Origin of the sequence: Mesorhizobium quangtriensis (genome assembly GCF_040081925.1) — a bacterium.
In the GTDB taxonomy this organism is placed as follows: Bacteria; Pseudomonadota; Alphaproteobacteria; order Rhizobiales; family Rhizobiaceae; genus Mesorhizobium_K; species Mesorhizobium_K quangtriensis.
Map to the genome: position 1 here is coordinate 1,174,716 of NZ_JBEBMF010000002.1, position 13,196 is coordinate 1,187,911.

Sequence of the window (13,196 nt, forward strand, 5' to 3'; positions counted from 1 at the left end):
ATTAACGTTTTATTAAGGTTTGTTAAGAGGCAAAGGCCGCATCCCGACCAAGGCTTCGGGAAACATGGTTAATATCAACAGCCGGGAATATCGTTCCGGGCGCGAAATGTTATCGCCTCGCACCACGCCGAATCACCATGTCCCGGCGTCAGGTTGATTGGCGAGGAGCGGCCCCGCCGCTTCCCTTGTGGAAAGCTAAGAGCTTCAATCGATTGAAGTTTGCGCTCCCGCGAGGGCTGGCCGCATTCTCGATCAAATAAGTGGGCCAAGGCGCTTTTCGCTCTTTGACGCAGTGCAAAAAGAGTTTTAGGGAAACGACAGCAAACGTCGCGAACGGCATGCTGGCGCAGCTTCCCGCCGGCGCCTGCGATGCAATCTGGGGGAGCCATGAGCAAGGCCGCAGCCACCCGCGCAAGACCGCTTTCGCCGCATCTGTCGATCTATCGTCCGCCGATAACGATGACGATGTCGATCGTGCACCGCATCACAGGCATCGCGCTCTATGTCGGCACATTGCTGCTCGTCTGCTGGCTTCTCGCCGCCGCCGTGTCGGAGGAGTGGTTCAATCTGGTGAACTGGGCCTTTGGAACGTGGCTCGGTCGTCTGGTGCTGTTCGGCTACACATGGGCGCTGATGCACCACATGCTCGGCGGCATCAGGCATTTCATCTGGGACACCGGCGCGATGCTGGAAAAGCACACCGCCTCGAAAGTCGCCTGGGCGACGCTGGCAGGGTCCGTCGTGCTAACCGTGCTGGTCTGGGTGGTGGGCTACATGGCGCGGAGCTTCTGACATGGCTGACATGCGTACCCCTCTCGCTAAGGTTCGCGGACTGGGTTCGGCCCACGAAGGCACCGACCATTTCTGGCGGCAGCGGCTGACCGCCGTCGCCAACATTCCGCTCTTCCTGTTTTTCGTCGGCTTCCTGGTCTCGCTCAACGGCGCGGACTACGCGACCGTCAGGCAGGCGCTCGCCAACCCCTTCGTCACGCTGATGTTCGGCCTGATGATCTTCTCCGGGCTCTACCACATGCGGCTCGGAATGCAGATCGTCATCGAGGACTACATCCATGGCGAGGGACTGAAGCTGGCATTGATCATGCTGAACACCTTCTTCTGCATCGCGGCAGGCGCTGCCAGCGCCTACGCCCTGATCAGACTTGCATTCGGGGGCTGAGGTGGCTGAAGAAAAGAAGGCCGCGAAGGCCTACACCTATGTCGACCACAAGTTCGACATCGTCGTCGTCGGCGCCGGTGGCGCCGGCCTGCGCGCGACTCTCGGCATGGCCGAACAGGGCCTGAAGACCGCTTGCATCACCAAGGTGTTCCCGACGCGCTCTCACACGGTTGCGGCGCAGGGCGGCATCGCAGCCTCGCTGCAGAACATGGGCCCCGACAGCTGGCAGTGGCACATGTACGACACCGTCAAGGGGTCGGACTGGCTCGGCGACACCGACGCGCAGGAATACATGGTCCGCGAGGCCCCGGCTGCGGTCTACGAACTCGAACACTACGGCGTGCCCTTCTCCAGAACCGAAGAGGGCAAGATCTACCAGCGCCCGTTCGGCGGCCACATGATGAACTACGGCGACGGCCCGCCCGTGCAGCGCACCTGCGCCGCGGCCGACCGCACCGGCCACGCCATCCTGCACACGCTCTACGGCCAGTCGCTGAAGCACAACGCGCAGTTCTTCATCGAATATCTCGCGCTCGACCTGATCATGGAAGCGGACGGCCGCTGCACCGGCGTGGTCGCCTGGAACCTCGACGACGGCACAATCCACCGCTTCGCCGCCAAGATGGTCGTACTCGCCACCGGCGGCTACGGTCGCGCCTACTTCTCCGCCACGTCGGCGCACACCTGCACCGGCGACGGCGGCGGCATGGCGGCGCGCGCGGGCCTGCCGCTGCAGGATATGGAGTTCGTGCAGTTCCACCCGACCGGCATCTACGGCTCCGGCTGCCTCATCACCGAGGGTGCCCGCGGCGAGGGCGGCTATCTCGTCAATTCGGAAGGCGAGCGCTTCATGGAGCGCTACGCACCATCGGCCAAGGACCTCGCCTCCCGCGATGTGGTGTCCCGCTGCATGACCATGGAGATCCGCGAAGGTCGCGGCGTCGGCAAGAACAAGGACCACATCTTCCTGCACCTCGATCATCTCGATCCTGCCGTGTTGCACGAACGCCTGCCCGGCATCTCCGAGTCGGCCAAGATCTTCGCCGGCGTCGACCTGACCAAGGAACCGATCCCGGTGCTGCCGACGGTGCACTACAACATGGGCGGCATCCCGACGAATTACTGGGGCGAGGTGTTGAACCCGACCGCCGACGACCCGGACCGCGTTTCGCCCGGCCTGATGGCCGTCGGCGAAGCGGGCTGCGCCTCCGTCCACGGCGCCAACCGCCTCGGATCGAATTCGCTGATCGACCTCGTCGTCTTCGGCCGTGCCGCCGCGATCCGCGCCGGCCAGGTCGTCGACCGCGAAGCGCCGATCCCTTCGCTGAACATCGCGGCATGCGACAAGATCATGGAACGCTTCGACCGCCTGCGCCATGCGAACGGGCATTCGCCGACGTCTGTGCTTCGCGACAAGATGCAGCGCGCCATGCAGGACGACGCGGCCGTGTTCCGGACGCAGGAATCGCTGGAGCAGGGCTGCAGGCGCATGTCCGAAATCTGGGGCGAGTTGAAGGACATCAAGGTCAGCGACCGCTCCATGATCTGGAACTCCGATTTGGTCGAGACGCTGGAACTGGAAAACCTGATGGCCAACGCCATCGTCACGGTTTATGGCGCGGAAGCGCGCAAGGAGAGCCGTGGCGCGCATGCCCGCGAGGACTTCTCCGCGCGCGACGACGTCAACTGGCGCAAGCACACGCTGGCCCACGTCGCACCCGACGGCAAGGTGACGCTCAGCTACAGGCCGGTGCACACCGAGACGATGCTGCCGCTCTCCGAGGGAGGCATCGACCCGGCCAAGATCGCGCCCAAGGCTCGGGTATACTGATTGCGATGATGGACACGCTGGTGATCAACCTTGATCGCAGTCCGGAACGCCTGGCCTTCATGGCCGGGCAACTGGACGATCTCGGCATCGCCTTCATCCGTCTGCCGGCAACTGAGGGAGCAAGCATTCCCGACGCTGAATTCGACAGGTTCGCCAACACCTACATGCGCCCGATCACCCGCTCGGAACTCGGCTGCCTGACGAGCCATATCAGAGCTTGGCAGCATTGCATCGAGCGTGACCAGCCGGTGCTGGTGCTAGAGGACGATTCCTTCCTGTCCGAGAGGCTGGCCGCCTTCCTCGCCGAATTCGACGGACTTGGCGTTCACGGCGTGATCAATCTTGAGACGCGAGGCTATAGGAAGAGGATATCGAAGAGCCCGCTTCCGGCGATGCGAAAAAGCGCGGTGCGTCTCTACCGGCTTTTCGTCGATCGAGGCGGCACGGCCGGCTACATCGTCACGCCGGGCGCAGCAAGGAACCTTGTCGAACTGTCGAAGACCTATGCGGCGCCGTCGGATGCCTTCATCGATTTAAGTGGTGTGCCCAGGCTGCAGGCCGACCCCGGACTCGTCGCGACGATCTTCGTCGATCGCGGCCGCCGCACGGCGAGCGGCTTCAAGACCACGATTACAAAGCCGAACAGGCGTCAGCGGCAGGCGGTGACCCTTCGCCATCCCACCTTCAAGCTGCGCCGGCTCACCGGCTATTTTTCGATGATGTTTCGCAAGGTCGCAACTATGGGCATCGCCGTGACGCGCACGGTCGCCGTCTGTCCGACCATCCTTGCCCGTGCCGAGAACCGGAGCGCCTGAGCCATGGTTGAACTCACCCTTCCCAAGAACTCGCAGATCAGGCAGGGCAAGACGTGGCCGAAGCCGGACGGTGCGAAAAACCTGCGCGAATACCGCATCTACCGCTGGAACCCGGATGACGGCGAGAACCCGAGCATCGACACCTATTTCGTCGATACCGACGATTGCGGGCCGATGATCCTCGACGCGTTGCTCTACATCAAGAACAAGATCGACCCGACGCTGACGCTGCGCCGCTCGTGCCGCGAAGGCATCTGCGGCTCCTGCGCCATGAACATCGACGGTTCCAATACGCTGGCCTGCACGAAGGGCGCCGACGAGATCAAGGGCGCGGTCAAGGTTTACCCGCTGCCGCACATGCAGGTGGTGAAAGACCTTGTGCCGGATCTAACCAATTTCTACGCCCAGCACGCCTCCATCCAGCCGTATCTCCAGACCGTCTCGCCGGAACCGGCGAAGGAATGGTTGCAGAGCCATGAGGACCGCCAGAAGCTAGACGGCCTCTACGAGTGCATCCTCTGCGCCTGCTGCTCGACCTCCTGCCCGAGCTACTGGTGGAACGGCGACCGCTATCTCGGCCCGGCGACGTTGCTCCAGGCCTACCGCTGGCTGATCGATAGCCGCGACGAGGCGAAGGGCGAACGTCTCGACAATCTGGAAGACCCCTTCCGCCTCTACCGCTGCCACACCATCATGAACTGCGCGCAAACCTGTCCCAAGGGCCTGAACCCCGCCAAGGCGATCGCCGAGATCAAGAAGATGATGGTGGAGCGGCGGGTCTAGGCCCGCAGTGTCGCTGCCGGACGACTTCGACCCCGAAGCCGTGGCGGCGATCCGCGCTCGGCTCGACATGGCCCGCGCGCAAGGCGCGAGAGTGCTTTTCGCAATCGAGAGCGGCAGCCGCGCCTGGGGCTTTCCGTCGCCGGACAGCGACTACGACTGCCGCTTCGTCTACATCCGTCCGGTCGCCGACCATCTCGTGCTGGAACAGGCGCGCGACGTGATCGAGTTTCCGATCGAGGGCGAGATCGACGCCGGCGGCTGGGACCTCCGCAAGGCCCTGCTCCTTGCGCTCGGCGGAAACGCAGTCATCGTCGAATGGGCGAAGTCGCAGATCGTCTATGAGGAAATCGATGGCGTCCGGCCGCGCTTGCTCGAACTGCTTGCCGAGATCGTAGACCCGGTAAAGGTGTCACGGCATTATTTCGGTCTCGCCAGTTCGCAGGCCACCAAGCTTGGAAAGCTGTCCGGCCCGGTGAAGCTGAAGAAGCTGTTTTATCTCATCCGACCAATCGTCGCGCTGGACTGGATGGAACAACGCGGTTTCGTTGCTCTCCCGCCAATGAACATTCTCGATTGCCTGGCTCAGACAGAGCTTCCGCGCCAAACGTCCGAAGCAATTCGACAATTGATCGACATCAAGAGCCGCACGCGCGAGATGGGCATTGGACCTATCCCGACCGAGATCGCGCGCTGGCTGGAAGCGCGTTATGCTCATCACGAAATGAATTCTGCGGAATCGGTCAGGGACGAAGAGCGTCACGCGCGCAACCGCGCCCTGGCAACCGCCTTCTACCGCCGGGAAGCCGAAAGCCAATGACAGACCTGCCGATCCTAAACCCTGCCGAAGCCCGCGTCCTCGGCTGCCTGATCGAGAAGCGCGAGCTGACGCCCGACGTCTATCCGTTGACGCTGAACAGCGCGGTCGCAGCCGCCAACCAGAAGACAGCGCGTGAGCCGGTGATGGCTCTGGAACAGGTCGAGGTGAACCGCGCGCTGAAGACGCTGACCGAGAAGGGACTGGTGCGGCAGGCTTTCGGCTCGCGCGTCGAACGATACGAACATCTGCTGTCGCAGAAATTTTCGCTCACCCAGTCGCAGATCGCCATTGTCGGCCTGCTCCTGCTGCGCGGCCCGCAGACGGCGCATGAGCTTCTGGCGCGTACTGAGCGCATGGCGCGCTTCCAGTCGATCGAGCAGTTGCGCGGCGACCTCGACCTGCTGATTGGCCGCCGCCCGCCACTTGTCCAGTTGATCGAGCGCGGCCCCGGCCAGCGCGAGGAGCGCTACGCGCATCTGCTGTCCGGCGAGGTGCAGATGCCGGTCTACGCGGCGCAACCGGCTGCGGTGTCATACTCTTCCCATCGATCCGATCTGGAAGAGCGCGTCGAGGCACTGGAAAGACAGGTTGCCGAACTGTCTGAAAAGCTGCGAATCCTCGTCGGCGAATAAGCCTTCAGAGCACCCTGAAGACGAAGGCCTTAACCAGCACCTCGGGCTCGGCGATCGCAAAGGCGCGGAAGGACAGGCTTTCCTCAACCGGCTCCCAGCGCCCCTCGTTTTCAAGCTGCGTGAATTTCGCGCGAAACCCTTGGGCATCCAGAACCGTGTCGCGGACAGTCAGCACGGCGTAACCACCCGGCCGCGTGATGCGGACGAGTTCATCCAGCGCCGAGGCCGGCGCATGGCCCTCCGTGAAGACGCCGGTCGAGAAGAAGGCCGCGAAATGACCGTCCGGCCAAGGCAGCGCCTTGTCCAGCTCGGCCTCCGTCAGCTTGGCGTAGGCGCCGCGTCCAGCCGCGACCGCAAGCATATCGGGGGAAAAATCGAGCCCCTCAAGCCGGTCGTAGCCCAGCGCCTTCGCGTAACCTCCCGAAAGCCCGGTGCCGCAGCCGGCGTCGAGGATCGGACCGTCGCCCTTTGGCACATGACGCGCCAGCCAGCTCGTCACGACGAAGGGCAGCGCATAGCCGAGCGAAAGCGTCTCGTGGTCGTAGGAGGCCGACCAGTCCGAATAGGCGCGCGCCAGTTCGTCCGCGAGGCTGCCGCATAGACACCGTCCAGCGCCTCGCTGTGTCCCTTCCCGCTCATCTGCCCTCCTCCGCGCCGTGGTTGCGCATGCGCCGTTCGAGCGCGCGTAGGGCCAGCGACAGCCCCACCGTGAGGATGAGGTAGATATAGGCGACGATGGAATAGGTCTCGAAGAAGCGGAACGTGCCCGCTGCATAGACCTTGCCCATCTGGGTCAGGTCGGCGACACCCAGCACGGAGACCAACGAGGAGTCCTTCACCATGGCGACGAAGTCGTTGCTGTAGGGCGGCAGGATGGTGCGGAAAGCCTGCGGCCAGACGACGTGCCTGAAGCGACGGTAGCGCGACAGGCCAAGCGCCTTGGCAGCCTCGATCTGGCCTGGATCGACGGATTGAATACCAGCCCGAAAAATCTCGGCAATGAAGGACGAATAGGCGATGGTAAGCGCGATGATCGCGCGCCACAAAAGCGACACGTCGCGCACTTGCATCTCGCCGATGACGCCAGCCTGTTGCAGAGGCGCTGCGAGATAATTCCAGCCGACCACGAAAACAGGTACGCCCGCGAAGGCGATCCAGAACAGCAACACCAGGATGGGGATGCCGCGGATGATCTCGACATAGAAGCGCGCCGCCTGGCTGAGCAGGCGCGATGGCGACAACGCCATTAGCGCGACGCCGAGCCCAAGCGCCGAGGCCATGGCGAAGGCCACGATGGTGACGAAGATGGTGATGCCCACGCCCTTCAGGACGATGGAAAACACCTGCGAATAAATCTCGTTTGTCGCGATGACGATCGCGGCGACGATCGAGATCGCAACCGCCGCCACCAGCCACCAGGGAAAGTCGTTTCTTCCGGTCCGTCCCGACCCTGCCCCCGGAGCCATCTCAGGGGCGGCTCGCCGCAGGCTTCACCCGTTCGAAGACCTGCTCGCGCACGCCCCCGTTCCACTGGTCGATCTCGTCTTCGCCGGTCAGGACGAAACCCGTTCGCTCATAGAGGCTGCGCGCCCGGTCGAGCCCGGCGAAGGTCGTCAGCCAGATGCGCTCGTAGCCGCGCCCGTCGCAGAAGCCGAGCGCGCGGCCGATGAGGTCGGCGCCCAGCCCCCTGCCCTGCATCTGCTCCGAGACGATAAACCAGCGCAGATGCGCGCCGCGCTGACCGCCGCCGCTGGCATCGATGATGACCGACGCGACCGCGCCGTCGTCCGTGTAGGCGGCAAGGAAAAGATCCTGCTCCGCGTCGTGGCGCGCAAGGAACTCGGCCAGTTCCATGCCCACCTTCGTCTCGAAGGGTAGGCCGAAATTCCAATGCTTCGCATAGTACCGCGCATGCAGGCCGACGATGTCGGAAAGCGCGCCCGGCCTGTATCCGTCGATCGCGTAGCTCGGCCCGGTACTCTTCCCGTTCGCCATCGGGTCTCCTTAAGGCTTGTAGTCGACGAACCACTTCTGAGTGAGTTTGTCGAGCGTGCCGTCAGCCTTGAGCGCCGCGATCCCGGCATTGATCGGGGCGACGAGGTCGGAACCCTTAGGGAAGATGAAGCCGAATTCCTCCGCCTGCAGCGGCTCGCCGATCAGCTTCAGCTTGCCACCGGAACCGTCGGAGATGAACTTGCCGGCCGCGCTGTCGGTCAGCACCAGGTCGACGTCGCCGGACTTCAGCGCCTCGACCGTCGCGGCGAAGGTTTCGAGCAGCTTGATGCGCGGATTGGCCTCGTTGCCATCGAGCACATTGTAGACGGCGACGTAGAAGGGCGAGGTGCCCGCCTGCGCGCCGACCAGAAGCTTGTCGTTGGCCGCAAAGCTCTTGGGATCGGTGAAGCGCGTCTCGTCGCCGCGCACCAGCATGAAAATCTCCGACTTCATGTAGGGATCGGAGAAATCGACCTTCTCCTTGCGGTCGTCCTTGATGGTGATGCCGGTCATGCCGATGTCGTACTGCTTGTCCGAAACGGCCTGGATCATCGCGTCCCAAGAGGTGTTCTGGTACTCGACCTTGAAGTTCAGCCGCTTGGCCAGCTCGTCCATGGCGTCATATTCCCAGCCGATCGGCTTGCCGCTCGCTGGATCGACGAACTGCAGCGGGAAATAGGCGTTTTCCGTCACCACCGAAACGGTCCGCCCGCCGAGGTCGGGGACCTCCTGCGCGAACGCCGAGGCGGAAAGGACGACGGCAGCGGCGACTGCAGCCAGAGACGAGAAGAGCCGGATCATGCGGTAAACTCCCTGTACCAGTCCGGCGTCCTGCCGGCGTTCGCCGCTACTCTATTCCGCGCGCGCGACCTTGCAAGTGCAGGCGTTCCAATCCGGGCAACATCGACAGGACGTCTGGAGCTTTCACAAACCACCAAAGAAAAAAGGCGGCCGAAGCCGCCCTTTCCTTCAATCAATGCGCATCGCCTTATTCGGCGGCGGCTGCCTTCTCGGCGGCATCCTGCGCGGCCTTCTCGACGGCCAGCGCCTCAGCGGCAGCGACCTTCTCGGCCTCCAGCTTGGCCTTCTCGGCCTGCAGAGCCTCGCGCTCGGCGTCGTTCAGCTTGCGGGCGCGCACGCCGGTATTCTCGGAGATACGGGCCGACTTGCCGCGACGGTCGCGCAGGTAATAGAGCTTGGCGCGACGCACCTTGCCGCGGCGCACGATCTCGACGCCCTCGACCAGCGGCGAGTAGACCGGGAACACGCGTTCCACGCCCTCGCCATAGGAAATCTTACGCACGGTGAAGTTCTCGTTGAGGCCCGAGCCGGAGCGCGCAATGACCACGCCCTCATAGGCCTGCACGCGGGTACGCGTGCCTTCCGTGACGCGCACCTGGACACGGACGGTGTCGCCGGGCTGGAATTCGGGCAGGGTGCGCTTGGCTTCGATCTTGGCGGCCTGTTCGGCCTCGAGCTGACGGATGATGTCCATCGGAATGTTCCTTTAGTTCTTGCGAACCGCCAGAGCGCCCGTCTTTCCGGCAGTCCTTGACCGCCTTGAAAGCGCTCCTTCTTGACGAAGGAGACAGGAGCGAATTCACGTGTTCTGGTTGAATTCCCGGCTATAAGCCGTTTGTGGCGGGGCACATACACCACATCCCTGATTGAATCAACAGCGGCTCGACAACTGAGCCTTATCAACCAGCCGCGCCGCCCTTTCCGATCCGCCCCAGATGCGTGTCCTGGAAACCGCTCTCGTGCTTCAACCCGTACCCGAGGGCCCGGTCGATAGCGATATGGGCGGCAAGGATGATCGCGAGATGCACAACGAGTAGCGACCCTGCGGCCATTCCGACGAGCCAGAGCGCCACCGGCGCCAGCCATGTATGCACGGCGTTGTAACACCATGCGCCGACCTTCGGACCGGCTAGATAGCCGAGCATGGAGAGGTCCGGCGCCAGGATCAGGATCGCGAAAAGCCACCAGCTTCCGCCCGAAAGCTGATAGGCAACCAGCGCCGCAATGGCGAGCGCCGCATATTCGAGGCGCAGGAGCAGGGTCATGTCTTACCCGCGTCACGTGCAGCGGCAAGCAGATCCGGCCGGCGTTCCGCCGTCAGCCGTTCCGCCTGCTCCCGCCGCCACTTGGCGATCTTGCCGTGATTGCCTGACGTCAGCACGGCCGGAATTTCCAGCCCCTCGAAGACCGGCGGCCGCGTATAATGCGGATGCTCCAGCAACCCGTTCTCGAAACTCTCCTCGTCGCCCGAAGCCTCGTTGCCCATGACGCCGGGCAGCAAGCGCACAACGGCATCGAGCAGCACAAGCGCTGCCGGTTCGCCGCCGGACAAGATGAAATCGCCTATCGATACCTCTTCCAACCCACGCGCCTCGATGACGCGCTGGTCGACACCCTCGAAGCGCCCGCAGAGAATAACCACACCGGGACCGGCAGCGAGTTCGCGCACCTTCTGTTGCGTCAGCGGCTTGCCGCGCGGGCTCATCAGCAGGCGCGGACGGACATCACCGGGAGGCGAGGAATGGTCGATTGCCTTCGCCAGAATGTCGGCGCGCATGACCATGCCGGCGCCACCGCCAGCCGGCGTATCGTCCACCGTGCGGTGCCTGTCGGTGGCGAAGTCGCGGATCTGCACCGGCTCCAGCGACCAGCTTCCGGCCTCCAGCGCGCGGCCAGCCAGCGAAAGTCCCAGCGCACCCGGAAACATCTCGGGGTAGAGCGTCAGCACCGTGGCACGAAAACTCATCGGTTGCCGCCTGCATCCTTCGGGCCACGCGGGCGGGCCTTCGGATTGAACTGCCCCGGCCGATCGGGTTCGCCATCCTCGTCCGCGTCTTCAACCAGTCCGGCCGCGACGGTATCGACGCGGATGAAGCCACCTGAGAGGTCAATTTCCGGCACGGCTGCCTGCGTGAACGGGATGAGCAGCCCCTTAAGACCCTGGAAGGTGATTTCCAGGATGTCGCCGCCGCCGTAGTTGTGAACCGCGTTGACCCGCCCGACTTCGACACCCGTCTCGTCGCGCACGGCAAGCCCGACCAGATCGCCGTGATAGAATTCGTCCTCTTCCTCGGGCGGCAGCACGGAGCGATCGACGAACAGCTCCGTCCCTGTCAACCTCTCGGCCGCCGTCCTGTCCCGCAAACCCTTGAAGCGCACCACCACGACCTCACCGGCCGGGCGGATGTCCTCGACCTCGAAAGCCCGTCCATCCTTCGTGTACAATGGCCCATAGTCGCCAAGCGCCAGCGGGTCGCCGGTGAATGTCTTCACGCGCAGTTCGCCCTTGATGCCATGCGCGGCGCCGATGACGGCCATCTGGACAGGACTTTGCAGCTTCACGCCTTGCTAACCTCGTTCGATCAAGAATGATGTATTCCAACCGGATACGCGCTGCCAATGCCAAAGGCGATGCAGGAATTCCTCATCTCGGCCAAGCCGGACCTGCAAAAGGCTCGCCAGGACTGGCTGGCCTCTTTGTCGCAGGAGCGCAGACTGTCGCCGGAAACCGTCGAGGCCTACGAGCGCGATTCTCGGCAATTCCTGCAATTCCTCACCGGATACAATGCCGGCCCGCCCGGCATTTCGGATATCGCCGAACTTCGCCCAGCCGACCTGCGTGGCTTCCTCGCCAATCGCCGCGCACAAGGCGCTGGCGCGCGAACGCTTGGACGCGGCCTTGCAGGTGTGCGTTCGCTGCTGCGTTTTCTCGAAAAGCGTGGCCTCGCCAATGCCACCGGCGCTGTTGCGATGCGCGCTCCGAGACAACCCAAGTCGCTGCCAAAGCCGCTGACGGCGTTGGACGCGCGGCGCGTGGCATCTGCCCACGAACAACTCGCCGAGGAGCCCTGGATCGCCGCGCGCAATGCCGCCGTCTTCACCCTGCTTTACGGTTCCGGCCTGCGTATCTCCGAGGCGCTCGGTATCAAGGCCGGTGACTTACCCGGTCCCGGCGTTCTGCGCGTCACTGGCAAGGGCGGCAAGACACGCCTGACGCCGGTCCTGCCTGTTGCCCAGAAGGCGGTTGCGGAATACCGCAGGCTCTGCCCCTACCATCTCGATCCGGAACAATCGCTTTTCCGTGGCGCGCGCGGCGGGCCGCTCGATCCGGCGATTATCCAGCGCGAGATGCGCAAGTTGCGCTCGGCGCTGAACCTGCCAGACACGGCCACGCCGCATGCGCTGCGGCATTCCTTCGCCACCCACCTGCTCGGCCGCGGTGGCGACCTGCGCACCATCCAGGAACTGCTGGGTCATGCCAGCCTGTCGACGACACAGATCTACACCGGTGTGGACACGCAGCGCCTGCTCGACATCTACGACGCGGCGCATCCACGCGCATGATCCGACAATTTCGCCATTCGCGTTAACGGTTTCGCCGCAATTCAGGGCGTAGGCTCGCCGTCATGAGAAAGAAACGCGCCATCGCCATTGCAGACCGTGCGGCTCCTGTTGCGCTGAAGCTGATCACGGCTGGCAATCTTCTGTTTCTTGCCTCGTTCCTCATGGCGCTCGCCACGGCTATTGCTATAGCCCGGCCTTAGCACCCCGCCACTTCACCGTTCTGTAAGAAGACTTGGTGGTTGCCGTCCGCCAATCTCGCCGCTATCAGGTGCGACCTCTACTCCCCACTGAAAAGTCGTCATGAGCCGTCTCGAAAGCTTCATCCGCCGCCTGACGGCGCAGCGCGACATCCTCGACATGATCTGCCGCGACCTGGACCTTCGCGACGGTCCGGTCATGGAACTCGGTCTCGGGAACGGTCGCACCTACGACCACCTGCGCGAAAGGCTGCCCGGACGGCGCATCATCGCCTTCGATCGGGTGAACGGCGCCAATCTACGCTCGTTGCCCCTGGAAGGCGATCTCATCCTCGGAGAGATCAGCGAAACCGCCCCCGCTTTCGCCGGGATCGGTGCCGCCCTTGTCCACGCGGACATCGGCAGCGGCTATGACGATCTCGATGAGATGAACCTGCGCTGGCTCCCGCAACTGACGGTCGACCTGCTCGCCACGGGCGGAATCGCGGCAAGCGGCGTACCGCTCGACCATCCCGAATTGAACGTGTTGCCTTTGCCGGAAGGAATCCGCCCGGGCCGGTACTTCCTTTACCGAAAGGTCTGAC

The 13,196-nt window shown here is 63.7% G+C and carries 18 protein-coding genes; 10 read left to right on the forward strand and 8 right to left on the reverse strand.

All coding sequences use genetic code 11. From position 1 onward, the window contains the following. Nucleotides 1–387 precede the first annotated feature (387 nt). The 7 genes from sdhC to ABMA32_RS14325 are packed head-to-tail and all read left to right on the forward strand — an operon-like array spanning nt 388 to nt 6,055. Nucleotides 388–792, forward strand: coding sequence for a succinate dehydrogenase, cytochrome b556 subunit (gene sdhC, locus ABMA32_RS14295; protein ID WP_349014417.1), 405 nt, complete (start codon nt 388–390; stop codon nt 790–792). Nucleotide 793: 1 nt separating this feature from the next. After that, complete coding sequence (sdhD, locus tag ABMA32_RS14300; protein WP_349014418.1) at nt 794–1,177, forward strand: succinate dehydrogenase, hydrophobic membrane anchor protein; 384 nt, start codon at nt 794–796, stop codon at nt 1,175–1,177. A 1-nt stretch (nt 1,178) separates the two neighbouring features. Next, nucleotides 1,179–3,008 (forward strand): succinate dehydrogenase flavoprotein subunit, encoded by a 1,830-nt coding sequence (gene sdhA, locus ABMA32_RS14305; RefSeq protein WP_349014419.1) that lies wholly within the window; start codon nt 1,179–1,181, stop codon nt 3,006–3,008. A 20-nt stretch (nt 3,009–3,028) separates the two neighbouring features. Then, complete coding sequence (locus tag ABMA32_RS14310; RefSeq protein WP_349014420.1) at nt 3,029–3,823, forward strand: glycosyltransferase family 25 protein; 795 nt, start codon at nt 3,029–3,031, stop codon at nt 3,821–3,823. Between the two features lie 3 nt (nt 3,824–3,826). Next, entirely contained in the window at nt 3,827–4,606 is a 780-nt protein-coding gene (locus tag ABMA32_RS14315; protein ID WP_349014421.1) for a succinate dehydrogenase iron-sulfur subunit, read from the forward strand. Nucleotides 4,607–4,613: 7 nt separating this feature from the next. Then, a complete protein-coding gene (locus ABMA32_RS14320) occupies nt 4,614–5,423 on the forward strand; it encodes a nucleotidyltransferase domain-containing protein (RefSeq protein WP_349014422.1) in 810 nt (269 codons plus the stop codon). Continuing rightward, nucleotides 5,420–6,055, forward strand: coding sequence for a YceH family protein (locus tag ABMA32_RS14325; RefSeq protein WP_349014423.1), 636 nt, complete (start codon nt 5,420–5,422; stop codon nt 6,053–6,055). Before ABMA32_RS14320 ends, ABMA32_RS14325 begins: the two co-directional genes overlap by 4 nt. A 4-nt stretch (nt 6,056–6,059) precedes the next feature. Here the strand turns inward: ABMA32_RS14325 and ABMA32_RS14330 are convergent, their stop codons facing one another. The 8 genes from ABMA32_RS14330 to rimM all read right to left on the reverse strand — a co-directional run bounded on the left by ABMA32_RS14330 (nt 6,060) and on the right by rimM (nt 11,389). Further along, nucleotides 6,060–6,530 carry a class I SAM-dependent DNA methyltransferase gene (locus ABMA32_RS14330; RefSeq protein ID WP_349014424.1) on the reverse strand — a complete coding sequence of 157 codons (471 nt, stop codon included), beginning with the start codon at nt 6,528–6,530 and terminating at the stop codon, nt 6,060–6,062. Between the two features lie 160 nt (nt 6,531–6,690). Then, entirely contained in the window at nt 6,691–7,521 is an 831-nt protein-coding gene (locus tag ABMA32_RS14335) for an amino acid ABC transporter permease (protein WP_349014425.1), read from the reverse strand. A 1-nt stretch (nt 7,522) separates the two neighbouring features. After that, nucleotides 7,523–8,050: a GNAT family N-acetyltransferase gene (locus ABMA32_RS14340; RefSeq protein ID WP_349014426.1), complete on the reverse strand. Its 528-nt coding sequence runs from the start codon at nt 8,048–8,050 to the stop codon at nt 7,523–7,525. Nucleotides 8,051–8,059: 9 nt separating this feature from the next. Continuing rightward, nucleotides 8,060–8,851, reverse strand: coding sequence for a transporter substrate-binding domain-containing protein (locus ABMA32_RS14345; RefSeq protein WP_292766269.1), 792 nt, complete (start codon nt 8,849–8,851; stop codon nt 8,060–8,062). A gap of 187 nt (nt 8,852–9,038) precedes the next feature. Further along, nucleotides 9,039–9,545: a 50S ribosomal protein L19 gene (rplS, locus tag ABMA32_RS14350; protein WP_292766274.1), complete on the reverse strand. Its 507-nt coding sequence runs from the start codon at nt 9,543–9,545 to the stop codon at nt 9,039–9,041. A 205-nt stretch (nt 9,546–9,750) separates the two neighbouring features. Further along, nucleotides 9,751–10,116, reverse strand: a complete 366-nt coding sequence (locus tag ABMA32_RS14355) for a DUF4260 domain-containing protein (RefSeq protein WP_349014427.1) — start codon at nt 10,114–10,116, stop codon at nt 9,751–9,753. Continuing rightward, nucleotides 10,113–10,817: a tRNA (guanosine(37)-N1)-methyltransferase TrmD gene (gene trmD / locus ABMA32_RS14360; protein ID WP_349014428.1), complete on the reverse strand. Its 705-nt coding sequence runs from the start codon at nt 10,815–10,817 to the stop codon at nt 10,113–10,115. The genes ABMA32_RS14355 and trmD overlap by 4 nt, the downstream gene beginning before the upstream one ends. Next, nucleotides 10,814–11,389, reverse strand: coding sequence for a ribosome maturation factor RimM (rimM, locus tag ABMA32_RS14365; protein WP_349014746.1), 576 nt, complete (start codon nt 11,387–11,389; stop codon nt 10,814–10,816). Before rimM ends, trmD begins: the two co-directional genes overlap by 4 nt. Nucleotides 11,390–11,482: 93 nt before the next feature. Here rimM and ABMA32_RS14370 point away from each other — a divergent pair, with 93 nt between their 5' ends. The 3 genes from ABMA32_RS14370 to ABMA32_RS14380 all read left to right on the forward strand — a co-directional run bounded on the left by ABMA32_RS14370 (nt 11,483) and on the right by ABMA32_RS14380 (nt 13,195). Beyond that, nucleotides 11,483–12,415 carry a tyrosine recombinase XerC gene (locus ABMA32_RS14370; RefSeq protein WP_349014747.1) on the forward strand — a complete coding sequence of 311 codons (933 nt, stop codon included), beginning with the start codon at nt 11,483–11,485 and terminating at the stop codon, nt 12,413–12,415. A gap of 62 nt (nt 12,416–12,477) precedes the next feature. After that, entirely contained in the window at nt 12,478–12,615 is a 138-nt protein-coding gene (locus ABMA32_RS14375; RefSeq protein ID WP_349014430.1) for a hypothetical protein, read from the forward strand. 100 nt (nt 12,616–12,715) lie between these two features. Then, nucleotides 12,716–13,195 carry a class I SAM-dependent methyltransferase gene (locus ABMA32_RS14380; protein ID WP_349014431.1) on the forward strand — a complete coding sequence of 160 codons (480 nt, stop codon included), beginning with the start codon at nt 12,716–12,718 and terminating at the stop codon, nt 13,193–13,195. Nucleotide 13,196: the final 1 nt, after the last annotated feature.